Origin of the sequence: Pseudomonas sp. Irchel 3F6, assembly GCF_900187595.1 — a bacterium.
Classification (GTDB): domain Bacteria; phylum Pseudomonadota; class Gammaproteobacteria; order Pseudomonadales; family Pseudomonadaceae; genus Aquipseudomonas; species Aquipseudomonas siliginis.
The window spans coordinates 874,204-898,563 of record NZ_FYDP01000002.1 but is presented as its reverse complement, the minus strand read 5'-3'; the positions used below and the strand labels follow the sequence as shown (position 1 = coordinate 898,563).

23 protein-coding genes are annotated in these 24,360 nt (G+C 60.1%); all 23 read right to left on the bottom strand.

Annotated features, from left to right (window positions below; all coding sequences use genetic code 11):
• Window position 1 precedes the first annotated feature (1 nt).
• A complete protein-coding gene (locus CKW30_RS10180; RefSeq protein ID WP_056783796.1) occupies window positions 2-1,213 on the bottom strand; it encodes a PAS domain-containing sensor histidine kinase in 1,212 nt (403 codons plus the stop codon).
• Window positions 1,214-1,323: 110 nt separating this feature from the next.
• On the bottom strand, window positions 1,324-2,799 hold the full coding sequence (locus tag CKW30_RS10175) for a sigma-54 dependent transcriptional regulator (protein WP_041479014.1): 1,476 nt from the start codon (window positions 2,797-2,799) through the stop codon (window positions 1,324-1,326).
• A gap of 172 nt (window positions 2,800-2,971) precedes the next feature.
• Window positions 2,972-3,268 carry a hypothetical protein gene (locus CKW30_RS10170; RefSeq protein ID WP_016771085.1) on the bottom strand — a complete coding sequence of 99 codons (297 nt, stop codon included), beginning with the start codon at window positions 3,266-3,268 and terminating at the stop codon, window positions 2,972-2,974.
• 11 nt (window positions 3,269-3,279) lie between these two features.
• Complete coding sequence (fliS, locus tag CKW30_RS10165; protein WP_041479013.1) at window positions 3,280-3,678, bottom strand: flagellar export chaperone FliS; 399 nt, start codon at window positions 3,676-3,678, stop codon at window positions 3,280-3,282.
• A gap of 129 nt (window positions 3,679-3,807) precedes the next feature.
• Window positions 3,808-5,256 (bottom strand): flagellar filament capping protein FliD, encoded by a 1,449-nt coding sequence (gene fliD / locus CKW30_RS10160; protein WP_095180716.1) that lies wholly within the window; start codon window positions 5,254-5,256, stop codon window positions 3,808-3,810.
• A gap of 82 nt (window positions 5,257-5,338) precedes the next feature.
• On the bottom strand, window positions 5,339-5,695 hold the full coding sequence (locus CKW30_RS10155) for a flagellar protein FlaG (RefSeq protein ID WP_041479011.1): 357 nt from the start codon (window positions 5,693-5,695) through the stop codon (window positions 5,339-5,341).
• A gap of 72 nt (window positions 5,696-5,767) precedes the next feature.
• Window positions 5,768-6,628, bottom strand: coding sequence for a flagellin domain-containing protein (locus CKW30_RS10150; protein WP_016771090.1), 861 nt, complete (start codon window positions 6,626-6,628; stop codon window positions 5,768-5,770).
• A 242-nt stretch (window positions 6,629-6,870) separates the two neighbouring features.
• Complete coding sequence (locus CKW30_RS10145; protein ID WP_095180715.1) at window positions 6,871-7,137, bottom strand: hypothetical protein; 267 nt, start codon at window positions 7,135-7,137, stop codon at window positions 6,871-6,873.
• Entirely contained in the window at window positions 7,134-8,423 is a 1,290-nt protein-coding gene (locus CKW30_RS10140) for a motility associated factor glycosyltransferase family protein (protein ID WP_095180714.1), read from the bottom strand. The genes CKW30_RS10145 and CKW30_RS10140 overlap by 4 nt, the downstream gene beginning before the upstream one ends.
• Before the next feature lie 86 nt (window positions 8,424-8,509).
• The gene (locus CKW30_RS10135) at window positions 8,510-9,436 is read right to left on the bottom strand and encodes a ketoacyl-ACP synthase III (protein ID WP_016771093.1); all 927 of its coding nucleotides are present in this window, start codon (window positions 9,434-9,436) and stop codon (window positions 8,510-8,512) included.
• Between the two features lie 227 nt (window positions 9,437-9,663).
• Window positions 9,664-10,716 (bottom strand): pseudaminic acid synthase, encoded by a 1,053-nt coding sequence (gene pseI / locus CKW30_RS10130; protein WP_095180713.1) that lies wholly within the window; start codon window positions 10,714-10,716, stop codon window positions 9,664-9,666.
• Window positions 10,709-12,214: a UDP-2,4-diacetamido-2,4,6-trideoxy-beta-L-altropyranose hydrolase gene (pseG, locus tag CKW30_RS10125; protein ID WP_095180712.1), complete on the bottom strand. Its 1,506-nt coding sequence runs from the start codon at window positions 12,212-12,214 to the stop codon at window positions 10,709-10,711. The genes pseI and pseG overlap by 8 nt, the downstream gene beginning before the upstream one ends.
• Window positions 12,211-12,906: a pseudaminic acid cytidylyltransferase gene (gene pseF / locus CKW30_RS10120; RefSeq protein WP_095180711.1), complete on the bottom strand. Its 696-nt coding sequence runs from the start codon at window positions 12,904-12,906 to the stop codon at window positions 12,211-12,213. The genes pseG and pseF overlap by 4 nt, the downstream gene beginning before the upstream one ends.
• 6 nt (window positions 12,907-12,912) lie before the next feature.
• Window positions 12,913-14,076 (bottom strand): UDP-4-amino-4,6-dideoxy-N-acetyl-beta-L-altrosamine transaminase, encoded by a 1,164-nt coding sequence (gene pseC, locus CKW30_RS10115; protein WP_095180710.1) that lies wholly within the window; start codon window positions 14,074-14,076, stop codon window positions 12,913-12,915.
• Entirely contained in the window at window positions 14,073-15,074 is a 1,002-nt protein-coding gene (gene pseB, locus CKW30_RS10110) for a UDP-N-acetylglucosamine 4,6-dehydratase (inverting) (protein WP_041479004.1), read from the bottom strand. Before pseB ends, pseC begins: the two co-directional genes overlap by 4 nt.
• A gap of 28 nt (window positions 15,075-15,102) precedes the next feature.
• Window positions 15,103-18,015 carry a TIGR00180 family glycosyltransferase gene (locus CKW30_RS10105; protein ID WP_095180709.1) on the bottom strand — a complete coding sequence of 971 codons (2,913 nt, stop codon included), beginning with the start codon at window positions 18,013-18,015 and terminating at the stop codon, window positions 15,103-15,105.
• Between the two features lie 55 nt (window positions 18,016-18,070).
• Complete coding sequence (locus CKW30_RS10100) at window positions 18,071-18,808, bottom strand: cephalosporin hydroxylase family protein (RefSeq protein ID WP_038860482.1); 738 nt, start codon at window positions 18,806-18,808, stop codon at window positions 18,071-18,073.
• A gap of 17 nt (window positions 18,809-18,825) precedes the next feature.
• Entirely contained in the window at window positions 18,826-19,896 is a 1,071-nt protein-coding gene (locus tag CKW30_RS10095) for a class I SAM-dependent methyltransferase (protein ID WP_095180708.1), read from the bottom strand.
• Window positions 19,893-20,744, bottom strand: coding sequence for an NAD(P)-dependent oxidoreductase (locus CKW30_RS10090; RefSeq protein WP_095180707.1), 852 nt, complete (start codon window positions 20,742-20,744; stop codon window positions 19,893-19,895). The genes CKW30_RS10095 and CKW30_RS10090 overlap by 4 nt, the downstream gene beginning before the upstream one ends.
• Complete coding sequence (locus CKW30_RS10085; RefSeq protein ID WP_095180706.1) at window positions 20,741-21,967, bottom strand: class I SAM-dependent methyltransferase; 1,227 nt, start codon at window positions 21,965-21,967, stop codon at window positions 20,741-20,743. Before CKW30_RS10085 ends, CKW30_RS10090 begins: the two co-directional genes overlap by 4 nt.
• A complete protein-coding gene (locus CKW30_RS10080; protein ID WP_095180705.1) occupies window positions 21,964-22,524 on the bottom strand; it encodes a dTDP-4-dehydrorhamnose 3,5-epimerase family protein in 561 nt (186 codons plus the stop codon). Before CKW30_RS10080 ends, CKW30_RS10085 begins: the two co-directional genes overlap by 4 nt.
• A complete protein-coding gene (gene rfbG, locus CKW30_RS10075) occupies window positions 22,521-23,603 on the bottom strand; it encodes a CDP-glucose 4,6-dehydratase (protein WP_095180704.1) in 1,083 nt (360 codons plus the stop codon). Before rfbG ends, CKW30_RS10080 begins: the two co-directional genes overlap by 4 nt.
• Window positions 23,585-24,358 carry a glucose-1-phosphate cytidylyltransferase gene (gene rfbF / locus CKW30_RS10070; protein ID WP_041478997.1) on the bottom strand — a complete coding sequence of 258 codons (774 nt, stop codon included), beginning with the start codon at window positions 24,356-24,358 and terminating at the stop codon, window positions 23,585-23,587. The genes rfbG and rfbF overlap by 19 nt, the downstream gene beginning before the upstream one ends.
• Between the last annotated feature and the right edge of the window lie 2 nt (window positions 24,359-24,360).

Sequence of the window (24,360 nt, the reverse complement as noted above, 5' to 3'; positions counted from 1 at the left end):
TTTATTCAACTCCTTGTGCAGCGGAAAACAGCGGCAGACTGACCTGCGCGCAAGTGCCTCGCCCGACTCGCGAACGCAGGGTCAATTCTCCCTGATGCGCACGGACCACCGCTTTGACCACGGTCAGGCCGAGGCCGGTGCCGGTGACTTTGGTAGTAAAAAAAGGCTCGCCGAGGCGCGCCAAAACTGTCGGCTCAATGCCGCCGCCACTGTCGCTGACACACAGACGCAGGGTGTTGCCTCTGGTGTAGCAATGCACTTTCAGGCGCGCTTCGCCGGCGCTGGCCTGAATGGCGTTTTCAATCAGATTCAGTAATGCCCCGACCAGTGTGTCGCGGTTGCACAGCAGCTCACCGGCATGGCTGTCGCACTGCCAGCGGATCGGCAGATCCTGCACATGGGTCAGCGCCGCTGCCTGCAGCGATTGCATCAAGGCATTGGGCGAAATGCGGTCGGTCAGCGGCAATTCACCGCGAGCGAACACCAGCATGTCGCGCACTTGATGTTCGAGTTCGTGCAGACGCTCTTTCAAGCGGCCGGCAAAGCGTTGCTGGGTTTCCACTGGCAGTTGCTGTTCAGTCAAATGACTGGCGTAGAGCAAAGCGGCGGACAGCGGTGTTCGAATCTGGTGGGCCAGCGAGGCAACCATGCGCCCCAGCGATGACAAACGTTCGTGGCGCGCCAACTGGTCTTGCAGATGACGTGTTTCCGTCAAGTCGTTGAGCAGCACCAACTGCCCCGGCTCAGCATCCAGCGAGCGGGTGGAAATCGACAGGCGTCGACCGTTTTTCAAGGAGATTTCATGACCGTCGTCTTCACGGGGAGCGAAGCAGCGCGCGATCACATGGCGCCAGAGTTCGCCCTCGAGTGGTGAGCCGAGCAGATCGATGGCGGCAGGATTGGCTTCGCGCACCAGACCGTGGCCGTCAATGACGATGACGCCGCCGGGCAACAGGTCGAGAAGGTTTTGCAGGCGATTGGCCAGGCGTTCTTTTTCCGCCAGTTCCTGCATGCGCTGGGCGCTGACCACGGCCAGCTCACCCTTGAGCTCGGTGACCCGCGCTTCGAGCAGGCTGTAGGAGTCGGTCAGCTGGCTCGACATCTGGTTGAACAGCTGGAAGGCCTGCTCAAGTCCCTGACGACTTGCCTGCTCTACGGACGAGGGTTGCCCCACGATATTGGAGGCAGAAGAGATCTGGGCGGCTTGGGGCATTGGGCTCTCTCGCTTGGCTGACCGTCAGTGAAACGGAACGTTGCGAGGGCTATAGCAATACCCGTGCCTAAAAAAAACCGCTTATAAATGAAGCGCTTGAAAAACAGGCGTCAATCATCCGCCTGTTCATCTCCTCCAGCACGGCTCATGCCGTACTTGCGCATCTTCTCGACCAGGGTGGTGCGACGAATACGCAGACGCTCAGCGGCACGGGCGACAATGCCATTGGCATCGTCCAGCGCTTGCTGAATCAGGCCCTGCTCCAGGCCCCCGAGGTAGTCCTTGAGGTCGAGACCTTCCGGCGGCAGCAGTGCATTGGCGCTGAAGTCCGGCGTATGGCCGTTGATGGCCACGCGTTCTTCCAGATCGCTGCGCAGGCTGTCGACCATCTGCTCGTCTTCGTCGTCGACGTAGCGGAATTTCTTCGGCAACTCGACCACGCCGATCACCCCGTACGGATGCATGATCGCCATGCGCTCGACCAGGTTGGCGAGTTCGCGGACGTTGCCCGGCCAGCCGTGACGGCACAGCGACATGATCGCCGCCGAGTTGAAACGGATCGAACCGCGCTTCTCGTGCTCCATGCGCGAGATCAGTTCGTTCATCAGCAGCGGGATGTCTTCGACGCGCTCACGCAGTGGCGCCATTTCGATCGGGAACACGTTCAGGCGATAGTAGAGGTCTTCGCGGAACGAGCCGATCTCGATCATGCTTTCGAGATTCTTGTGCGTTGCGGCAATGATGCGCACGTCGACGCTCTGGGTCTTGTTGCTGCCCACGCGTTCGAAGGTGCGCTCTTGCAATACGCGCAGCAGCTTGACCTGCATTGGCAGCGGCATGTCGCCGATTTCGTCGAGAAACAGCGTGCCGCCATTGGCCAGCTCAAAGCGCCCGGCACGGCTGGTGATCGCGCCAGTGAAGGCGCCCTTCTCGTGGCCGAACAGTTCGCTTTCCAGCAGTTCCGCCGGAATAGCGCCGCAGTTGACTGGTACGAATGGCGCGTCGCGGCGTTTGGAGTGATAGTGCAGGTTGCGCGCGACCACTTCCTTGCCGGTGCCGGACTCGCCGAGGATCAGCACGCTGGCGTCGGTGTCGGCCACTTGCTGCATCATCTGCCGGACGTGCTGAATCGCACGGCTGGTGCCGACAAGACTGCGGAAAAGATTGGGTTCGCGATGACGGCCGCGTTCGCGGGCTTGGTCGTACATTTCGCGATAGACCTGGGCGCGATGCAGCGAATCGAGCAATTTGCTGTAGCTGGGCGGCATTTCCAGGGTCGACAGCACGCGGCGACGCTGGTCTTCAGGCAGGTCAACGGAAGAATTATCGCCCATTAACAAAACCGGAAGGAACTCATCCCAGGTTGCGAGTGTCTTTAGCAAGCCCAAAAGCGCGCCAGGAGCATTAACGGTCCCGATCAGTACGCAAATGACTTCACGACTAGACGACAAAGAGCCGACTGCCTGCTGCCAGTCATGGCTGCCGCAGGGTAAATTTTCTTCGCCAAGAAAATTTAGAATCACCGCCAGGTCGCGGCGGCGGACGCTATCGTCATCGATCAGCAGAATTTTGGTTTCACGCCACATGCAATAGCAACTTCCCTAGTCAACTCAATGCCCGAAAAATGGGGCAAGCGAGACGCTTGCAGGACACCTTGTGCCTGTAGACGCCCTAAACCTGATAATAGCCACTAGTTAAGTCAAAAAACCGTGCACAGTCAAATTTATGGCGCACATCTCTGGTTCAACTGACGGTTAATCAACCAAACAGATGGTAAACCTTTGCAGCCTTTTGCGCTTGGGTGATCTGCGACATCTCGTTGGCTATCGCCTGCCGCTCGCCCATTGCCACCTCGAGAAGCTCTTTGTAGACGAATAGCAGCTCTTCAAGGTTATCGCGTAACGCAACTTCGTCCAGCGAAGCTTCCGCCATGACGTCTTCCATGCAGGAACGGCAAGCCAGATCCAGCTCGCCAATGGCTTCCCAGTTTCGCTCGGCCAATGCTCCGACCAACGCTTCACGGGTATCGGCAATTCGCTGCAATACAAGACTCATGGTGATCTCCTTCAGAACTGCGGAGCCGGCACGGGCGCGATGGCGTCCCAACCTTCTTTGACCGTGGTCAGCAGGCCGGCGACTTCGTCGAGTACACGGGGATCGCTGCTGATGTTCGCCTCGGCGAGGCGCTTCATCATGTAGATGTACAGGCCATCCAGATCGGCCAGTGCCTCTGCATTGTTTTCAAGGTCGAGACCTTCACGCAGGCCACTGACAATGCCGATGGCCTTGCTGATCGCCGTGCACTTGCCGGGAATATCCTTGCGCTCAATGGCGCCCTTGGCCTGCGCAATCCGGGCCAGGCCACCTTCCATCAACATTTGCACCAGGCGGTGCGGGCTCGCTTCGGACGTCTGCGCATGGGCGCCGACTTTCTGGTACTGCCGAAGGGCTAACATCGGGTTCATGTTCTACCTCATTGCCACGTTGACTCGTATAACCAGTGTATCGCCAACCGGCCCGAAAACTTTAGATCAAAAGACAAAAACCCGGCGCACGCCGATAAAGCGTAGCCGGGTTTTTGTCGTTACTGACTGTTACTTCGCCGACTGCTGAGCGTTCAGCGAGCTGAAGAACGACGTGATGTTGCTCGCCGTTGCCTTCATCTGCCCTACCAGCAAGTCCATGGCGTTGTACTTGGCGGTCAATGTCGACGTCAGGTTGGCAACCCGCAGATCCAGCGCCGCCTGCTGCTTCTGCAAGCCGCTCGTCAGACTCGCCAAGTTGGAGCTGCGCTGATCCAGCAGCCCACCGGTCTTGACGTACGGATCAACCGCCGCAGTCATACGCGCCAACAGACCATTCTTGGCGTCGGTGCCGCTGAAGAGCTGCTGAACCTGGCCAGCCATGCCTGGGATTTCCATACGCTTGTTGAACACTGCAGTATCGAGCGTCAGCAAACCGGTTTTACTGTCAGTCAACACACCCATCTGTGAAAGCACGGACAATTGGCCTGCTCCGCCCGCCCCTGGATCTGTCAACTGAGCGCGCACGTCCGCCATCAACGAACGCGGCAGAGCGTCACCAGTGAACGCCGCCGAAACGGTCAGATTGCCATCGGCATCCGGCGTTGCCTTGGACAAGGTGTCGATGGTTTTCTTCAGGGTGTTATAGGAATCGATGAACGATTGCAGCGATGTCTGGATGCCGGCGGTATTGGTCGCAACCGATACAGTAGCCGGCGTTGGCACGCCGCCCACGACGGGACTCGCAGTGACCAGATTCAGCGTCATGCCGCTGATCGCACCGGTGACGGTGTTGGTCTTGCTGGTAACGGCCAGTCCGTCGATGGTCAGGCTCGCGTCCTTGGCCACATCACCGACCGCACCGGATGCCCCTGCCGCAGGACTGTCACCCATCTTCTGGGTGCCATCGATCTCGAGACCGGCGATACCGCTGACCTGCAGGTCCATGCCGGCGCCCGTCTTGTTGGAGCTCAGTACCAGACGCGAGGCGCCGGTACTGTCAGTCACGATGTTCGCGGAAATGCCATTGCTGGACTGCGCGGTGTTGATCGCATCGCGCGTGGACTGCAAGGTGGCATTGGCCGGAATCGCGACATTGTAATCAATGCCATTCTGACTGATTTTCAGAGTACCACTCGGAATGGCACTGGCGGCCCCGCCGGCAAAGGCGGCACTGGCAACTTTGGAGCCGGTGGCCAGGTTTTTCACGACTACGCTGTAAGTACCCGGCACGGCGGTTTTATCCGAAGTGGCACCGACGACAGTTGGCGTATCCGAGGTTGCAGTAAAACCGGCAAACGCCGGGCTTGTTGCCTTGTTCAGATCACCCATCGCTTTCTGATAGGCCGCCAGTGCACTTTTCAGCGAACCAACGCCGGAAATCTTCAGGCTGTTGCTTTTGGTCGCGGTATCGATCTGCGTCTGCTTGGCAGACTTGTCGGCGTTGACCAGCGCGGTCACGATCGCGCCGATGTCCAGGCCGGAACCCAGTCCGGAACCCGGTAAAATTGGACTTGCCATGTGCATCTCCCTTCAGATTGCTGCCATTCTTTTGACCGTTACACGCGTCCTGAGAACGAACAAACACTATTCATGCCATTTATCAGACCTTGGCGTCGAACAATACATGACTTGCATTGGCGAGGCTGTCGGCCAGTTTGAGGGCTTCGGCGGAAGGAATCTGTCGAACGACTTCACCCGTCTCGCTCGCGATCACCTTGACGATGACCTTGCCGGAATGCTCGTCAATCGAGAACTCCAGATTACGCTTGATCGACTGGACGAACTTTTCGATCTCTTGCACCGCCAGCTTCAACTTGGCGCCGTCCGAATCCTGATCCTTGGCAGCGACCGGTGCTTCAGTCTTTTGGACTTTAGGCAGCTCTGACGGTTTGTCAGCAACCGGTGTCACTGGCTTGGGAGCCGGATAAGACACGTTAAGCTTTACGCTCATGTCCATGCCCATCACCTCTTAACGTAAAAAAGCGAGAGAGCACGACAAGCGCACTCCCCCGCCTAAACTTGTTCCGGATTACTGAAGCAGCTTCAGTACAGCGGAAGGCAGTTGGTTGGCTTGAGCCAGTACGGAGGTCGAAGCTTGCTGCAGAGTCTGCTGCTTGGTCAGGTTAGCAGTTTCTGCGGCGAAGTCGGTGTCCTGTACACGACCCTGAGCAGCGGTGGTGTTTTCAGTGATGTTCTGCAGGTTGGAGATGGTGCTGGTCAGACGGTTTTGCGAAGCACCCAGGCTGGCACGGGTTGCACCGATTGCAGCGATAGCGGCGTCGATTGCAGTGATCGCGTTGTCGATGTTCTGCGAAGCAGAACCAGCACCAGTACCCGAAGTACCGGTCAGAACTACAGTACCGCTACCTACCGACAGGCTGACGGCGTCGAACTTGGAGCTCAGTACCAGGTCGATGTGGTTAGCCGAACCGGTGTTTGCGCCAACTTGCAGGGTCACAGTACCAGCCGAACCGTCCAGCAGGTTTTTGCCGTTCAGGTTGGTAGCAGCCGAGATACGGGTGATTTCGTCAGACATCTGAGCGAATTCAGCGTTGGTAGCGGTCTGGTCAGCGGTGCCGTTGGTACCGTTACGAGCTTTAACAGCCAGTTCACGCATACGCTGCAGGATGTCGGTCGAAGCTTGCAGAGCGCCTTCAGCGGTCTGGGCAACGGAGATACCGTCGTTGGCGTTCTGGATGGCCTGGGTGTTACCGCGGATCTGCGAGGACATACGGTTGGAGATCTGCAGGCCAGCGGCGTCGTCTTTGGCGCTGTTGATTTTCAGGCCGGAAGACAGGCGCTGCATCGAGGTGGACAGAGCGTCGGAAGCGCGGTTCAGGTTTTTCTGAACGTTCAACGATGTGGTGTTGGTGTTTACTGTTAAAGCCATGACGAATTCCTCGTTGGTTGGGTACTGCGGCTTCCGGCCCTGGCAACCGCCGGGTATGGCCTAGAGAACCTTCGTAATAGTTATCGTCGGGTTTGCAGGTTGCTTGAGGGCTTTTTGAAAAAATTTTGCCATCACCACGCCACCCCCGAGAAAACAAAGACTTAGCAGCACATCCAGCGCGAAAAAATGACGTCATAAAACCGCCTGTAACGCAAAGCCGCGGGCCAGCGCTGCGCAGCGGTTCAGCGCCTGGCACTTTCCAGCAATTCGACCAGTTCGTATTCCATATAGTCAGCCAGGCCCAACCAGTCCTGGCGCTCCTGACAGTCGAGCATTTGCGTGAGCACCTGTGCCCACGCTTGCTGGATATCCACTGAGGCAGACGACAGACATTGCTGGGCCTGTTCGAACACATCGACCATGGTCAACGCCGCCTCGACATCACGCCCCAGGCGAAACAAAGCCGCGCACTGACGACACTGATCCTGACACTGACTCAGCGCACTCATTGCACGAACTCCGGATTGAAAGCGGTCCCGGCAATCGATGCACCGGCGCGGCTGCTGTTGAGAAACTCGACCTGCGGATGCGCAGCGATATAACGCTCAAGCACACACAGGTAACCGCGAAAATTCAGCTGAGTGCTGACGCGCTGACCATGACCATCGCGCACCCAGTGCCGCGCCTGGGCCAGCGGCGGGCCTAAATCGCCGTCGTCCCAACCGGCGTGGGTCTTGTTCATCGGGAAGGCGAAGTCAGCGCCAAACAAAGTGATTCGGCTCGCGCCCATTTTTACCGCGAGATCCACCGCCGGATGAATCACGCTGCCGCCGACGTGCAGCTCACCACGTGGATACTGTTCTCGCAGGTCGCTGTAGATCGGGCTGGCCGAATAGCCGCCATAACGCTTGCCCTTCCATGCCTTCAATACCTGCGGATCGCTCATTGGCAAGTACACCAGCGCAATGTTCTCGGACGCCTCGCACGGCAGATGCCGAAAGCCGATGCGCTGATCGATGCTCACCACCAGATCAGGCTCGATGCCGTGCTCACGCAATGGCCGATAGGCCGTATCAACGCAGATGAACAACGGCCGCTCAGCAAGCTGACGGATCGCCGCCAGACGTTCGAAATGCTGCTCCAGTGTCGGCCCGGTGGCGATCACGTAGATTTCACGTCCAGCGCAACTGCCGAACAGCTGCGCGGCATCGTTATCGCCAAGCAGCACCGGCAGACATTCCTGCAAGCGTTGCTGGATTTCTGGCGACTGCGGATCGAAATCGCGATTGTTGAATGTCAGGTGTACTTCATTGATCAGCCGGTCGCGGATCTTCGCGTTGAAGTCATCGGCCAATAACATCTCGGCCGGCAGGGCAAAGAACGGGGTGAAAAAGTCCGGGTGATCACCCGCGTAAAACAGTTCGACCCGGGGATCCTGCAGCCACTGGCGCTGATCGAGCAGTTGCAGTACCAGCGCGAACAGCGCGCCGTTGAGAATGTGCACGTACAGACGCTCCAGCCCTGCGCGCTCAAGCAGCACACCGGGCAAATCGCCGAGGCCAGTGCCATAGACGTGAACATGCGGTTTTTCCGGCAGGCTCGCCGCCTGGATTTGCGCCTCATGCAGACGATCATGGCGACTGGTGAGCTGAATGCCATCGACGCTCAGCGTCGAGCCCAGTCCTTGCACGAGTTCGGCCTGCACGGACGCGCTGTCTTCAGCCATCAATCGCTCAAACAGCGCCGGCCAGCGCCGTTGCAACACCTCGGCATTGGCTTGGAAAAACTCGCTCATGGCGCCTCGCGCTCCTTCTCGGGCAAAAAAATAGCGTTCAAGGTTACCCTTGAACGCTATTTTTGTATCAGTGGTTTTTCTGCAGTTTACGGACGATAGATGATCGCCGAGCCCCACGACAGACCGACACCAAAACCGCTCAGCGCAACGCGCTGCCAGTCGGAATCGAGCACGTGTTTTTCCAGCAGTAGCGGAATGCTCGACGACACGGTGTTGCCGGTTTCGACCATGTCCTTGATGAACTTCTCCGGTTCGCCTTCAAAGCGTCGCGCCACGGCGTCGACAATCGCCGCGCTGCCCTGGTGAATGCAGAATGCGTCGATGTCATCGGCCTTGAGATTGGAATCGTCGAGCAACTCGTGCAAGTGCGCCGGCACTTTCAGCAGAGCGAAGTTGAACACCTGACGACCATTCATGAAGAACACGCCGTTGCTGACTTTCAAATGCGGTGCGCCGGAACCGTCGGTGCCGAACTTGGCCTTGCCCAGCGCCCAGGTCGGGTTTTCGCCCATCCAGGTGGCGGTGGCGGCATCGCCAAACAGCATGGTGGTGTTGCGGTCTTCCGGGTCAACGATTTTCGAATACGGGTCAGCGGTGATCAGCAGGCCGTTCTTCAGACCGGCGGCTTCCATGAAGCCCTTGATCGCGTAGATGCCGTAGACGTAACCGGAGCAGCCCAAAGAGATATCGAACGCTGCGACATTGGTCGGCAGGCCGAGCTTGTCCTGGACGATTGCCGCTGTGTGCGGCAGGCCTTCTTCATCACCGTTCTGAGTGACGACAATCAACGCGTCGATCGATTCACGCTTCAGTTCAGGATTGCTGGCAAACAGCGCATTGGCCGCTTCCACGCACAGGTCAGAAGTTTCCTGCTCAGCGTCTTTGCGCGGCAGGAACGCCGAACCAATCTTGCCCAGGATGAACTCTTCATCCTTCTCGAATTTTGCACCTTGTGCGTAATTGTCCACGCCGGCTACAGGAACGTAGCTCGCAATGCTTTTTATGCCAATCATTACGGCTTCCCAATAAAAAACAGCCCAAAACCACCGCTCGCAAGGATTCGAGGGGCGCCGACAAACAGAAAACGGCCGCCACGACGGGCAGCCACGGGAAGCGCAAAGGGCTATCACTGGAACCGCAAAACGGGCCAGGCGCCATCTCCCCGGTCAATACAATACAGTGAAGATGCGCGTTATGACTCGCAGGTCACGCTATTTTGCCGAATCGATGGCAGATTGGCTTATTCGATCAGCGACCAATCCAACGGCGTGCCACGCTTGATTGCGGTGCGCGCGCGGCGTCCGAGGACGGCATCGGTGTGCTTGGACGGCAGGCCGAGGCCGGGACGAATGGCGCGCAGATTGTCCCCGGTAAAGGCTTCACCGGCAGCCATGTCAGCGGTGACATACAGCGAACGGCGATAGACCAGCGACTTGCGCTCGGCCTCGGTGACGCCGTAATGCACCTGGCCCATGGCCTGCCAGGCACGCTCTGTTTCGACGACCAGACTGGCCAGCTCCGCAGGCTCAAGGGAAAAACTCGCGTCGACACCACCGGCCGAACGATCAAGGGTGAAGTGTTTCTCCACCACCGTCGCGCCCAGCGCCACCGCCGCCACCGACACGCCAACGCCCATCGAATGATCTGACAGCCCCACCTCGCAACCAAACAGCTCGCGCAGATGCGGGATCGTGCGCACATTGCTGTTGAGTGGCGTGGCCGGATAAGTGCTGGTGCACTTGAGCAACACCAGATCCTTGCAGCCGGCCTCGCGGGCGGCACGCACGGTTTCATCCAGTTCGGCGATGCTGGCCATGCCGGTGGAGATGATCAGTGGTTTGCCGGTCGCTGCCACTCGACGGATCAACGGCAGATCGGTGTTTTCAAAACTGGCAATCTTGTACGCCGGCACTTCAAGGCTTTCGAGAAAATCCACCGCGCTGTCATCGAACGGCGTCGAGAACGCGAGCATCCCAAACTCCTTGGCCCGAGCAAAAATCGGCGCGTGCCACTCCCACGGTGTGTGGGCTTTTTCGTAGAGATCGTAGAGCGACGTGCCGGCCCACAGACTGCCCGGATCCTTGATGAAGAATTCGCCTTCAGCCAAATCCAGGGTCATGGTTTCGGCGGTGTAGGTTTGCAGCTTCAAGGCATGCGCCCCGGCCTTGGCTGCCGCCTCGACGATTTGCAAAGCGACGTCGAGAGACTGGTTATGGTTGCCACTCATCTCGGCAATGATGAACGGCGGCGCATCGGCACCGATGGTGTGGTGGCCAATCTTGAAACTAGACATGCGGGTGATCCTTCAAAACACGGCTGAACGCGCAGGTTTCCTGGATGAACCCGGCGTCGCGAAAAACTTTCAATGAGGACTGATTGGCGGGCATGACCCGGGCAGTGATGCGTGTCAGTTGCGGCCAGTGCGCAGCGACAAACGCTTCGCCACGGCTGAGCACTGCCCTGCCCCAACCGAGGCCGAAACGCCCTTCCAGCAGATAGATCGACACTTCGGCTTCGAACCCGCGCAAGTCGTAACGCAGCACCCCGACCGGGCCGTCGTCCGCCTCGGCAATCAGTAGCAGTCGTTGCGGGTTGCGCAAACTTGCCGTTAGCCAGTTCAGGTGTTGCGCCCAGTCGATGACGCCGGTTTCCAGCGACCAGCGCCGCACTGCTTCGGCATTGCGTCCATCGAACAGCAACTGCGCATCGTCCTGGGTTGCCGGGCGCAGTTTCAGCACCGCCCCGGCCAGCGCCGCCGCCACGCGTTCGGCACCGCGTCCGTCGACCAGTTGCCGCGAGCGCTCGGCGAGGCTGCGGCGTAGAAAATGATTGTTCACGACGAAGCCGACCGCATCACGCAACTGCTCGACGCTGACCTGCTCGCGGGCACCCATGAACACATGCGCACCGGCAGCGGCCATGACTTCGCCGTTGGCCTGCTGATTGTTCGCCACGGCGATGCAGATCGTCGGCAAACCCAACGCCGCGCGCTCCCAACTGGTGCCACCGCCGGCGCCGATAAACAGATCGGCCTCAGTCATGCGCTGATGGAAATCGCTGACGAAACTGTGCAGGCGCCAGTTCGGTCGCGTCTCGGCCAACGCTTGCATCTGCGTCCACGCCGGGTTGTCGGCGCCAGCGACGAAGTCCACCTGCAACTCAGTGAAATCAGCCAGCGCCAGCATCGCATGATGAGTCTGCCTCGCCGCGTCGAAACCGCCGAAATTCACCAGCACGCGCCGGGCCTTCGGTTTGATCTCGATGGCATCGCAGTTGAATTCTTCGCGCAGCATGGCGTAGCGCGGGCCGAGCAAGGTGCGACAGCCTGGCGGCAGCAGCGCCGCGTAGTTTTCACTCAAGCCCGAGAGGTTCTGATTGAGCAGCAGATCGACGCTGTAACGCCGCGTGGCCAGATCATCCACGGCGGCGATTCGATGCGCCCAGCGCCGGGCAGCGGTTTGCCAGTGATGATCGAGGCCGTAATGGTCGACGATGATCCAGTCGAACGGTGCCTGTCCATCCAGCAGCAGGCCCAGTGCATCAATATCGAACTGCCACGGCAACATCGATTCGATGGCCTGCAGCGGGTCTTCGTCGCGATAGCGCTCGGGCAGTGCAAAGGTCTCGAAGCCTTCGGCATTCAAGGCTTCGAGTCGATGCCCCGGCAAACGCCGACAGGCAAACGCAACATGACTGCCCTGCCCGCGCAGCATCCGCGCCAGGGTCAGGCAGCGGGCAATGTGGCCGCTGCCGATGGTTGGCGAGGCGTCGGCGCGGATCAGCACTCTCATTGCAGTTCTCCGCCGGCTCTGAGTGCGGCGTACAGATATTCGGCGCGTTGCCAGTCTTCGGGCGTGTCGATGTCCTGGACCAAATGACGCGGCAGGATCACCGGCAGGCTCGCTGGCGAGAACAGCGTCTCGCCACGCAGCCACGCTTCGCTGCGCCCCCAGTAAAATTGCCCGGCATCCTGAAACGCTTCGGGCAGATCCTGCGAACGGGTGGTACGAAATTCGGGGTACATGGACATCAAAGCGCCCTCCTCGTCGAGGGTCAGTGCGCGCTGCACCGGGAAACCGAAACCGCACACCGAAAAGGCAAACGACTTGTGCGGATGCTGCTTGAGCAAATCCAGACCCTGACGCAGATAACGCGCCTGCAACAACGGCGCGGTCGCGTACACGCAGCAGGCGTAATCGAACGTCGGCAATTGCTGCAAGGCATGCACGATCACCGCAGCGGTACCGGTGAAATCATCGGCCAGATCGGCCGGTCGCATGAACGGCACTTCAGCGTCATGTGCTCGTGCGACGTCGGCGATTTCGTCATCGTCGGTGCTGACCACAACGCTCTCGAACAGCCCTGACTCCAGCGCCGTGCGAATCGAGCGGACGATCATCGGTACGCCGTCGAACGGTTTGAGATTCTTGCGCGGAATGCGCTTGCTGCCACCACGGGCGGGGATGATCGCGACGCAGCTCACGGTGCCTTACTCCTCAAGCAGCAGCCGACGCAGTTGCTCGACCACCTGGTCCTGTTGTGCCTCACTGAGCAAAGGGAACAGCGGCAAACTGATCGCTTCGGCGTAATAGCGCTCGGCCTCGGGGAAATCGCTCTCGGCAAAGCCCAGCTCGCGATAGTAAGGCTGCAAGTGCACGGGAATGTAGTGCAGATTGACGCCGATGCCAGCGCTGCGCAAACCTTCGAACACCTGACGATGACTGAGGTTGCAGCGCTCGGTCTGCACGCGCACCACATACAGGTGCCACGCCGAATCGGCTTCCGGCTGCGCGCTCGGCAAGGTCAGCGGCAGGTAAGCAAGCAACTGATCGTACCGTGCGGCCAGTTCGCGCCGACGTGCGACAAACTCATCCAGCTTGCGCAGCTGCGACAGACCCAGCGCCGCCTGCAGATCGGTGATCCGATAATTGAAACCCAGCTCGATCTGCTGGTAATACCACGGCCCGTGGCTCGGCTCGGTCATGTGCTCGGGATCGCGGGTCATGCCGTGGCTGCGCAGGCGTCGCAGACGTTCGGCCAGCGCCGGGCGATTGGTCAGGACCATGCCGCCCTCGGCGCTGGTGATGATCTTCACCGGATGAAAACTGAACACCGTCATCGCCGCGAAGTCGCCACAACCGACTGGACGCCCGGCGTAGCTGGCGCCCACCGCGTGCGAGGCGTCTTCGATCACGGTGAAGTTGTAGCGCACCGCCAGGTCGGCAATCTTGCGCATATCGCAGCTCTGCCCGGAGAACGCGACGGCGACCAGGACTTTGGGCAGCGTGCCGTCGCGTTCGGCCTGTTCGAGCTTTGCTTCAAGGGCGAAGGCATCGAGGTTCCAGGTCAGCGGATCGATGTCGACGAAATCAACGTCAGCGCCGCAATAACGCCCGCAATTGGCCGAGGCAAGAAAGGTGTTTGGCGAAGTCCACAAGCGATCGCCCGGCCCCAGGTCGGCGGCCAGACAGGCGATGTGCAGCGCCGCCGTGGCGTTGCACACCGCCACGGCGAAATCGGCCTGACAGCGCTCAGCCATGGCCTGCTCGAAGCGTTCGATGGTCGGACCCTGGGTCAGCCAGTCCGATTGCAGCACCTCGACTACCGCGTCGATGTCCGCCTGATCAAGGCTCTGCCGACCGTAAGGAATCATACCGACAGCTTCGCGTGCAGATCGGCGATCTGCCCCACTGAAAGGAAATGCGGGTTGGTGTCCGAGCGATACTCGAAATCCTCGCCCACCGCACGCCCACGTTCGCCAAGTTTATCGACGGCAAAATCGACGTCGACGCTGGTAAAACGAATCGACGGCTGAATCGTGTAGTGATCCTCGAACTCCAGGGTCATGCGCGCATCGTCCAGCGGCACCATCAACTCATGCAGCTTCTCGCCGGGACGGATGCCGACGTTCTTGTGCGGCAGATGTTCAGCCATGCCGCGCGCCAGATCGACGATGCGGATCGACGGAATCTTCGGCACGAACACTTCGCCGCCATGCATGCGGGCGAAGCTGTCGAGGACGAACTGCACGCCGTGGTCGAGGGTGATCCAGAACCGCGTCATGCGCTCGTCGGTGATCGGCAATTCTTGCGCGCCGTCAGCGATCAGCTTGCTGAAAAACGGCACCACCGAGCCGCGCGAGCCAGCGACGTTGCCGTAGCGCACCACGGCGAAACGGGTCTGCTGCTCGCCGGCAATGTTGTTGGCGGCAACGAACAATTTGTCCGAGAGCAACTTGGTCGCGCCGTACAGATTGATCGGGCTGGCCGCCTTGTCGGTGGACAGCGCGACGACTTTCTTTACGCCGTTATCGATCGCAGCGGCGATGATGTTTTCCGCGCCGTTGACGTTGGTGCGGATGCATTCGGTCGGGTTGTATTCCGCCGCCGGCACCTGCTTTAGCGCGGCGGCATGCACCACGTAATCGATGCCGCGCATGGCCTGACGCAAGCGGTCGGCGTCACGCACGTCACCGATGAAATAACGCATGCACGGCGCATTGAAGGTCTGCTGCATCTCGTACTGTTTCAGCTCGTCGCGGGAGAACACCACCACACGCTTGGGCTGGTATTGCTCCAGCAAGCGACGGATGAAGTTGCGCCCGAACGAGCCGGTGCCGCCGGAGATGAAGATCGATTTACCGTTGAACATTTTTTCAATTCCGTCCCTGTCGCCAGGCTTAAGCGAGCAACTGTGCCCAGTCCAGTGAAGCATTGTCATCGAGCACGAAGCCTTTGCCCTTCAGGCTCAGGTTCGCGTTGTAGGCCTGATCCTGAACGAATGCCGCCGGCCATTTTTCGCGCAGGGCCAGCAGCGCTTGCGGGGCGTCAGGCATACCGCCCTGATGGATGACTTGCACCGCCGGAGTCCATACCGTCAGATAACCGGCTTGCCCGGCGCTCAGGCACAGATCGACATCGCTGAAGCCTTCGGCAAATGTGCTTTCGTCCAGACCGCCGAGCGCCTCGTACAACTCTTTGCGGACCATCAGGCACACGCTCGATACCGCCGAGTAGTTCTGTTCCACCGCCAAGCGGTGCAGGTAACCGTCGGCATCGTGATCTTCACCGACGAAGGGCGAATCGACCCCGCCATTCATGCCCAGGATCAATCCCGCCTGGCTGATCTTGCGATCACGGTCGATCAGTTTTGGCCCGACCACGCCGACCTCCGGACGCAGAGCATGGTTGAGCAAAGAGTCGAGCCAGTTCGGATTGACCACTTCCGCATCGGCGGCGAGCAGCACCAGGTACTCGCCACGCGCCTGACGACTGCCCGCGTTGAATAATCCTGCTGCGCTCAACGTCCGATCAGTACGCAGCACCTGCACTCTGGAGTGCTTGTAAGTCCCGAGCCAGTCATTGATCTCAGCCGTCTGATCCGCAGTGGCGGCGATCAGCACTTCATAGTGATGGTAACGGGTACGCAGCAACACACCTTCAAGGCAACGTTGCAGCACCGCCAGATCGCTGCCCGCCGGAATAATGATCGACACCAGCGGACGATCACTGTGGTGGTAGTCGATCTGGTAAACCCCCGGAACCGCTGACGTCACTTTGCCCTTGTAACCGCGATTGCCCAAATGGCGCAGCAGCGCCAGGCGCTCGTCAGCATTCTCGACCAGCTCTGGTGCCTGGCTGATCAATAGCGGCTCGTCGAGGTGAGCCAGGCTGTTGAGGCCGTGTTCTTCGATAAGACGCAGCAGCACATCGAGCTCCAGTGCCTGACTGAAATCAGCGCGATAGCCGCCGATTTCGACCAGCGCATCGCGCCGTACCAGCCAGTGCCGCGCCATCAGCGTTGGCAGGCTCAGCAGCAGATCAAGGTTGAAGCCCGGCCGGAACACGTCGGTCAGGGCACCGTTTTCCTGACGCTGGATTTCGTCGGTGGATACCGCGCGGCAATCGCCGGCGTTCATCAACTCCAGGCTGGCGCGCAACAATCCGCTGGCAGTGAACTCATCACCGGCTTCAGCCAACAGCAGCCAGTCACACGGTGATTGACGAGCGCTTTGATTGAGCTTGTCGATCAGATTGCCCGCGGTCACTCGGACAAAATGCAGGGTGTTCTGTGCCGTGGTCGCGGCGGGCGCTTCGCCGGTGGTGAACACGACAATGCGGAAGGCCTTGCACTGCCCTTCCAGCAAGCTGTCGAGAGACACCTGAAGCTTGTCGATGTCGTCGTCCAGATCCAGCAGAAAAATGCCGAACTGCGGCCCGCCGCCATTCACCGCCAGATGTTGGCCGATTGCCTCGAGGTGAGCGCCGGGCGCACGTGCGGCCAGCCAGTTGAGCAGGCGACCGGACTGCATCTTGTCCATGACCGCATGATGGTCATCGACGGTCAACGCTTCGAGACGCTCGATCCAGGCCTGCATCGCTTGCGCCTCTTCGGCTTGGCCCATCGCAGTCAGCTGAGCCGCCAGCCGCTTGATCACGGTGCGATTGAACGCATTGAGATCGTGAGCCTGCCACAAACGGTCGAGAACGCTTTCCGGCGTGTCGTTGTTGCGTGCTTGCAGCAAGTGCGCCTGACGGGTCCAGACGCCCTCCAGGCCTTCAAGTTGGATGCGCCCCGCCGGCATGGCGTGCAGCATGAATTCGAACTGCGCCAGGCGGTCGAAAAATGCCTCGTTGTAGAACGGCATTTCCACGTACTGCAAAGGCCCGAAACGACGATCCGGGTACTTGAGCTCCTGATTCCAGGTGGACTGGATGATCAGCTCCGCAGTCAGCGCTCGATTCGATTGCAGGCTGTCGACCATTGCCTCGAAGCTTTGCAGGGCAAGCGCTTTTCCCTGCTCGGCGTTCAGCCCTTTGATCTGGGTTGGCAGCGCGGCAAGGAACTCGGCAAAGGCTTCACGCTCGGCCACCGATTTGGCATCGACGTAGGTCAGCGAGTGATACACCTCGGTGCTGTGTTCGGAGGCACCGTAGTTGATCTCCCGAACCACATAAGGGATCGGCAGAATCCGTGCTTTGGCACTGGCCAGCAGGAAATAGACATGGCCGATTTCCTGCCACTGGAAGCTGGTGCCGGGTGGCAATGCCGAGTGCCAGGTCTTCATCAGATCAGTACGGGTCACCGCATAGAACGGCGGGATGTACTGGCTCATGTAATCGATGACCCGCTCCTGAGCCTGTTCAGAGCAGTAGTCTTCCTGGACCTTTTTGTCGCGGCGGTAGTAGCTGACGCCACCGGCCAGCGTCAGGTACATCAGGCAGTAGCCGTGGCACATGCCGTAATCCGGATTGGCCTGCAGGAAACCCACGGATTCGGCCAATGAATCATGCAGGATGAAGTCGTCATCGGCCGCCAGCACCATGTACGGCGTGGTCAGTTGCTCGACACCATAGGCCAGTTTGGCCTGCATCCCCCAGTACGCGAATTGCGGCACATGATGGTAATCGACGGCGGAAAAATCGCCTTCCGGACGTTCCGGCGAGGAGTCGAGCACCATGATCTTGCAGGGCAAGTCGCTGTAATACTTCACAGCCCGACGCAGGAACGCCGGTCGGTTGTGGGTAATGAGCACCACCGTCAACAGCTCATCTAGCGGTAGCGTCAGTTCAGAACTGTACTTGCCTTGCATAACTTCTCTCCACAACCGGCGACTCGCCGAAACAACTCTGGGTAAATGTTGCGAATTAACGAACGCGACGCAGGTAGCCGTCCGGCGCCACGGTGATCAGCAGTTTGTTCTGCAATTGCTGGTCGATTTCGAAGTCCTGGTTCTCTTCCAGGTACTTCCACACGGCGGTTTTCGGGTTGTCGCCCGGGCCCCATGGACGATCCGGGAAGAAATCGGCCGGCATGTCTTCAACCACGGTGTCCATGACCACGCAATAGCTGTCGACCGACACCAGCGGCGCGTAGAGGCGCAGCTCTTCGAGCACGTGATCGTGGGTGTGGTTGGAGTCGAGGACCAGAATGACTTTCTTGCCTTTGGCGGCGGCCTGCACCTGAGCGGCAATGGCCGGGTCGATGCTTGAGCCTTCGATCATCTTGATGCGCTTGGCCATCGGGTGGCTTTCGATGGCTTCACGGTTGTGCGGACGAATGTCGAGGTCGATGCCGAGCACTTCGCCGTGGCCTTGCAGCTCGAGCAGCGAGGCGTAGTAGATGATCGAACCGCCGTGGGCAATGCCGCACTCGATAACCAGGTCCGGCTTGACCTGCCAGATGATCTCCTGCATGGCCATCATGTCTTGCGGCAGCTGGATGATCGGGCGGCCCATCCACGAGAAGTGGTAGCTGTATTTGTGCTTGGCCGATTCGTTGAAGAAATCGCGGGCCAGGCCGGTCAGTTTCGGGTCGTCACCTTGCTGGGCGATCTGCTCGCGGCACTCGGCTTCGAAGGCTTGGTTGATGCTGTTGTCGGTCATGTTGGTCATCTCAAGGGTCACTGAAACGAAGCGCTGTCGACGGCGTGATAGACGTAGCGTCCACCGGTCATCCGCTTGATCTCTTCGAGGTAATTGGAATTCATCACAAACAGGTGCGCGCCTTCCGGCAGCGCATCCATGGCCTCTTGCGGCGAGGACACGCGCGCACCGCTCAGCGGCAGATAACGCCCCTGCTTGGCCGGGTTGATATCGACTACGCGATCGACCGCAACGCCGGCGCGTTGCAGGTACAGCGAATAGATCACGCCTTTGGACGAGGCACCCCAGATCGCCGAACCCTGCGCAGGCGCCGAGCGGATGATCTGCACAGCACGGTCGAGGCTGGCGCTGAAATCTTCAGGCAGAGTCAGGCGCGGCACCGGTTGTTCGGGTATCAGGCGCAACGTCGACAGATCAGCGACGATGTACAGATATTGGCCGCCGAACAGATGCCCGGCCTCGTGCACCGTGCCGAACATCCGGCGCAGGTCATCGAGGCGGAAATAATTGACGTGTTCGTAGAACAGGTCGAACCAGGCCTTGTGCTCGAGGATCCAGTCCAGGCACGGCACTTCGATATAGATCTGCCCGCCCTGATTGGCCTCGGCGATCACGGCCAGAAAGCTCACCGGGTCTTCGATGTGCTCCAGCACATGACGCAGCACAATGGCATCTGCCGCCAGGCCGAGGCCGCGCGTAAACGGCGCCTTGATCACCTCGCGGTTTTCGCCTTCATAAGCCGGGTCGATGCCGGTAATCGAATAGCCAAGGCTTTTGAGCAGCTCGAGAAAGTAGCCCTTGCCGCAGCCGACCTCGATCAGCTCGCGGCCCTTGAAGTGCTTGCCGATGATGCCTTCGACGTCACTTAAATGCTTCTGGAACTGACCGGAGTGCGCCTGCTCGTTCTGATAGTCGGCGTCATAACTGAGCTTGTCGGCATCGAACGCGGCGTTGAAGACCAGACCGCTACGCTCGTCCTGAACCAGGACCATGTCGGCGCTGGCCGAGGCCCGCGCCGATTCGGCATCGGCGAAAGTGCGGTTCTGCAATACCGGCAGGCCGGTGGCCCGGTACAACTCGTGCCTCATGGCGACTCTCCCAATAACTGTTGCAAGCGCTCGGTAACGGCCCAGAACGCCAGCGGTTCGTGGGTCGGATACGGGTAATGGCCGAGGTTCAGAGCCAGGGTTGCGCCACGCTCACGCAAGCGCCGTTCGACCAGCGCACGCACCGACACCGGTTGACCGCTGGCGCAGTTGACCACGCCACCAAAGTCGCGCTGATGGAGGATCGCGGCGAGATGACTCGCGGCGGTTTCAATCGCGAGGAAATCGCGCAACTGCTCACCGGCCGACATGTTGAACGACGCCTCGCCGCTATCGATTGCCCGGTCCAGCGCGGCCAACAGGCTGTTGGGGTTCTGCCCTTCGCCGTGCAGATAGAACAAGCGCGCCCATTGCAGGGTGAACGGTTGCTCCTGCTGCAGATTCTGCAGAAACAGGTGCAGCGTATGTTTGGCCAGACCGTAGGGATTGCTCGGCCGTGGCTCGGTTGACTCGCTGAGCGGACCGCTCTGCATGCCGTATTCGAAGCAGGTGCCGGTCACCAGCACCTGCGACACGCCCGCCTCTATCGCGTTTTTGATAAAGCGGTAATCGGCCATCAGGTTGTGCTCGAAATGAAACAGCGCCCGATAGTTCGGCAACCCCGGCCAGGCCAGATGCGCCAGCGCGTCGATGCCTTCGGTCAGCGCGACGACATTCAGGTCGGCAGCGTGAATGTCTGCCGCGACGAATTCGACGTGGTTGATCCATGGCATGCCCTGCGCGGGTTCTGCGTTGCGCGCCACCGCGCGGACTTCGCAGCCGCGCTCAAGCAATGCAGCAACCAGATGCCGACCGACAAAGCCTGTGGCGCCAGTGACCAGAACTTTCACAGCACTTTCAACTCAGGCACGGCGATGACGAAGCGCCCGTCCCACTGACGCACCTGCGCCAGTTGCTGACTGACTTCGTGCAGCAGGTTCCAGGGCAGCACCAGCACGTAGTCCGGTTGCTCAATGTCGATCTGCGCTGGCGCAACAATCGGGATGCGACTGCCCGGCAAGAACTTGCCCTGTTTGTGCGGGTTGGCATCGGCCACCCAGGACAGCAGATCCGCTTTGACTCCGGCGTAGTTGAGCAAGGTATTGCCCTTGGCCGCCGCGCCGTAACCGACCACACGTTTGCCGTCGGCTTTGGCCTGCAACAAGAAGCGCAGCAGGTCATGTTTGATGCGTTCGGCAGCAGGCGCGAGGGTCGCGTAGTACTCAGGGGTTTTTACCCCGGCAGCGAGTTCGGCCTGCAGTTGTTGCTGAACTGCCGGGAGAACAGCGCGGCGCCGGCCGTCCTTGCGCTGCACGAATACGCGCAGCGAGCCGCCGTGAGTGCTCAACTGGCTGACGTCGAACACTTCCAGGCCATTGCGCTCGCACAGGGTCTGCACGGCGGTCAGCGACAGGTAGGAATAATGTTCGTGATACAGCGTGTCGAACTGCGCGCCAGCCATCAGCGTCAGCAGTTGCGGAAACTCGAAGGTGGCGACGCCGGTCGGCTTGAGCAACGTCGCGAAGCCGGCGAGGAAATCGTTGATGTCCGGCACATGGGCGAGCACGTTGTTGGCCGCCATCAGGTCGGCGCTCCAGCCTTCGTTGCGCAATTGCGTGGCGGTGTCGCAGCCGAAGAACAGCTCGCGAATTTCCAGGCCTTTCTCGCGTGCAGCCTGTGCGGTGCTGCGAGTCGGCTCGACGCCCAGGCATGGGATCCCGCGCGCGGCGACGTATTGCAGCAGGTAACCGTCATTGGCGGCGATCTCGACCACACGACTGTCGGCGTTAAGCCCGAAGCGCTCACTCATCTCGGCGACATAGCGCTCGGCGTGATTCAGCCAAGTGCTGGAGAACGAACTGAAGTAGGCGTACTCGGCATCGAACAGGCTGTCGGCACTGGTGTAGTCCTCGGTCTGCACCAGCCAGCATTGCTGGCACACCGCGACTTTGAGCGGGACCCATTGCTCGGCCTGCTCCAGGCGATCGGCGTGCACGTAGGCGTTGGACGGCGGCGAAGTGCCGAGGTCGATCAGCGGCAGATTCAGCGGTGCGGCGCACCCACGGCAATTCATAGACGCACTCCAGCAAAGTGTTGATCGAGCGCAGGATGGCTGGAATCGCGCGCTGACAAATTATTGACAGGCAACGGCCAGGCAATCGCCAGCCGAGGATCGTTCACCGACAAGCCGCCCTCGTGCTCCGGCGCGTAATCGGCGCTGTGCAGATAGAGCAATTCGGCGTCTGCGGTAAGCGTCTGAAAGCCATGAGCGAAACCGGCCGGAATCAACAGGCTGCGGCCATCGCCCGCCTTCAAGTGCTCGGCGTGCCAGTGCAAAAATGTCTCCGAGTCCGGGCGCAGATCCACCGCCACATCCCAGACCTCACCGCGCAGGCACGTGATCAGTTTGGCTTCCGGTGCGTTGGCATTTTGATAATGCAGGCCACGCACACTGCCCTTCTCGCGGGTGCAGGAGTGGTTGATCTGGCGGATATGAAATTCATTGCCGAACGCAATCAGGCTGCCCTCGCAGAACAACCGGGCGAAGTGCCCGCGCTGATCTTCGAAACGTTTGTGCTGAACGCTGAACAGACCGGCCAGTGGCAACGCTTTCAGGGAAAACTCGCTCACAGCGCGCCTCGGTACAGATTCAATTGGCCCAGAGTTACAGCGCGCATGTCATCGCCGTTCTGCCAGGCCAGGTGCCAATCCAGCGTCTGCGCCAGGCACGCCCGCAACGACCAGCGCGGCTGCCAGCCGAGCACCTGCCGCGCGCGACTGCTGTCCAGACGCAGCAGACCGGCTTCGTGCAGTTCACTCGGCTCGATACGCAGACCACGGGCCTGCGGCCAGCGGTTGGCGAGCAGCTCGACCACTTCGCCGACGCTGCACATGTCTGCCTCACCCGGGCCGAAGTTCCACGCGCCAGCATATTCCGGGCCGTATTCGTAGAGCGCAGCAGCCAATTGCAGATAACCGGCCAGCGGCTCCAGCGCGTGCTGCCACGGGCGCACCGCTTGCGGGTAACGCAGGGTTACCGGCTCGTCGGCGGTCCATGCTTTCAATACGTCGGGAATCAGTCGCTCTGGCGCAAAGTCACCGCCGCCCAGCACATTGCCGGCGCGTGCGGTCGCCAGGGCCAAACCATGCTCGGCATGTTTGTCCGCCGGGAAGAACGACGCGGCATACGACTGCGCGAGCAACTCGCAGCAGGCCTTGCTGCTGCTGTAAGGATCGTGGCCACCGAGGGCTTCGTCTTCGCGGTACGGCCACAGCCATTCCTTGTTGGCGTAGACCTTGTCGGTAGTCACAAGCACGCAGGCGCGCACGCCGCCGACCTGACGAATCGCTTCGAGCAGGTTCAGCGTGCCCATGACATTGCTTGAATAGGTGCCGAGCGGATCGCGATAGCCCTCGCGCACCAAGGGCTGGGCGGCCAGATGCAGGACGATCTCCGGTTCGGTCTCGGCGATGATTTCCAGCAAGGCGCCGAGGTCACGCAAATCGCCGCGCTGGTCGTTGATGCCTTCGTGTACGCGCGCCAGTTCGAACAGGCTTGGCTCAGTCGACGGATCCAGGGAAAAACCGCTGACCTGCGCGCCGAGGCTTTGCAGCCAAAGGGTCAGCCAACTGCCTTTGAAACCGGTGTGTCCGGTGACGAGAACACGCTTGCCACGCCAGAACTCCGCACTCAGGCCCATTGCTTCCATGGGGCCTCCCCGCTCTGCCACAGCGCTTCGAGATGGTTCTTGTCGCGCAGGGTGTCCATCGGATGCCAGAAACCTTCGTGCTCGAAGGCTTTCAGTTGTTCGTCCTGAGCCAGACGGGCCAACGGCTCGGCTTCCCAGGTGGTGCTGTCATCGCTGATGTAGGGCAGCACTTTTGGCGACAGCACGAAGAAACCGCCATTGATCCAGCCACCGTCACCACGAGGTTTTTCAGTGAAACCCAGCACCTGGTCACCTTGCCGTTCAAGCGCGCCGTAACGACCTGGCGGCTGCACCGCAGTGACGGTCGCCAGGCGGCCGTGAGCCTTGTGATAGTCGACCAGCTCAGCAATATTGATGTCGGAAACGCCATCGCCATAGGTGAAGCAGAACGCCTCTTCATCCTTGAGATAACGCGCGGCACGCAACAGGCGGCCACCGGTCATGGTTTCCTCGCCGGTGTCGATGAGGGTCACACTCCACGGCTCGCTGTAGTTCTGATGGACGTCCATGCGGTTGTTGCGCATGTCGAAAGTGACGTCGGATGTATGCAGGAAGTAGTTGGCGAAGAAGTCCTTGATCGCGTAGCCCTTGTAGCCCAGGCAGATGACGAAGTCGTGGATCCCGTGGGCGGAATACTGCTTCATGATGTGCCAGAGAATTGGCTTGCCGCCGATCTCGATCATCGGCTTGGGCTTGAGGTGCGACTCTTCACTGATGCGCGTGCCGAGGCCACCCGCCAAAATTACTGCCTTCATCG

Bases quoted from the DNA above. Each gene is read 5' to 3' on its own strand.
- CKW30_RS10180 (WP_056783796.1), bottom strand. From the start codon at position 1,213: ATGCCCCAAGCCGCCCAGATCTCTTCTGCCTCCAATATCGTGGGGCAA.
- CKW30_RS10175 (WP_041479014.1), bottom strand. From the start codon at position 2,799: ATGTGGCGTGAAACCAAAATTCTGCTGATCGATGACGATAGCGTCCGC.
- CKW30_RS10170 (WP_016771085.1), bottom strand. From the start codon at position 3,268: ATGAGTCTTGTATTGCAGCGAATTGCCGATACCCGTGAAGCGTTGGTC.
- fliS (WP_041479013.1), bottom strand. From the start codon at position 3,678: ATGAACCCGATGTTAGCCCTTCGGCAGTACCAGAAAGTCGGCGCCCAT.
- fliD (WP_095180716.1), bottom strand. From the start codon at position 5,256: ATGGCAAGTCCAATTTTACCGGGTTCCGGACTGGGTTCCGGCCTGGAC.
- CKW30_RS10155 (WP_041479011.1), bottom strand. From the start codon at position 5,695: ATGGACATGAGCGTAAAGCTTAACGTGTCTTATCCGGCTCCCAAGCCA.
- CKW30_RS10150 (WP_016771090.1), bottom strand. From the start codon at position 6,628: ATGGCTTTAACAGTAAACACCAACACCACATCGTTGAACGTTCAGAAA.
- CKW30_RS10145 (WP_095180715.1), bottom strand. From the start codon at position 7,137: ATGAGTGCGCTGAGTCAGTGTCAGGATCAGTGTCGTCAGTGCGCGGCT.
- CKW30_RS10140 (WP_095180714.1), bottom strand. From the start codon at position 8,423: ATGAGCGAGTTTTTCCAAGCCAATGCCGAGGTGTTGCAACGGCGCTGG.
- CKW30_RS10135 (WP_016771093.1), bottom strand. From the start codon at position 9,436: ATGATTGGCATAAAAAGCATTGCGAGCTACGTTCCTGTAGCCGGCGTG.
- pseI (WP_095180713.1), bottom strand. From the start codon at position 10,716: ATGTCTAGTTTCAAGATTGGCCACCACACCATCGGTGCCGATGCGCCG.
- pseG (WP_095180712.1), bottom strand. From the start codon at position 12,214: ATGAGAGTGCTGATCCGCGCCGACGCCTCGCCAACCATCGGCAGCGGC.
- pseC (WP_095180710.1), bottom strand. From the start codon at position 14,076: ATGATTCCTTACGGTCGGCAGAGCCTTGATCAGGCGGACATCGACGCG.
- pseB (WP_041479004.1), bottom strand. From the start codon at position 15,074: ATGTTCAACGGTAAATCGATCTTCATCTCCGGCGGCACCGGCTCGTTC.
- CKW30_RS10105 (WP_095180709.1), bottom strand. From the start codon at position 18,015: ATGCAAGGCAAGTACAGTTCTGAACTGACGCTACCGCTAGATGAGCTG.
- CKW30_RS10100 (WP_038860482.1), bottom strand. From the start codon at position 18,808: ATGACCGACAACAGCATCAACCAAGCCTTCGAAGCCGAGTGCCGCGAG.
- CKW30_RS10095 (WP_095180708.1), bottom strand. From the start codon at position 19,896: ATGAGGCACGAGTTGTACCGGGCCACCGGCCTGCCGGTATTGCAGAAC.
- CKW30_RS10085 (WP_095180706.1), bottom strand. From the start codon at position 21,967: ATGAATTGCCGTGGGTGCGCCGCACCGCTGAATCTGCCGCTGATCGAC.
- rfbG (WP_095180704.1), bottom strand. From the start codon at position 23,603: ATGGAAGCAATGGGCCTGAGTGCGGAGTTCTGGCGTGGCAAGCGTGTT.
- rfbF (WP_041478997.1), bottom strand. From the start codon at position 24,358: ATGAAGGCAGTAATTTTGGCGGGTGGCCTCGGCACGCGCATCAGTGAA.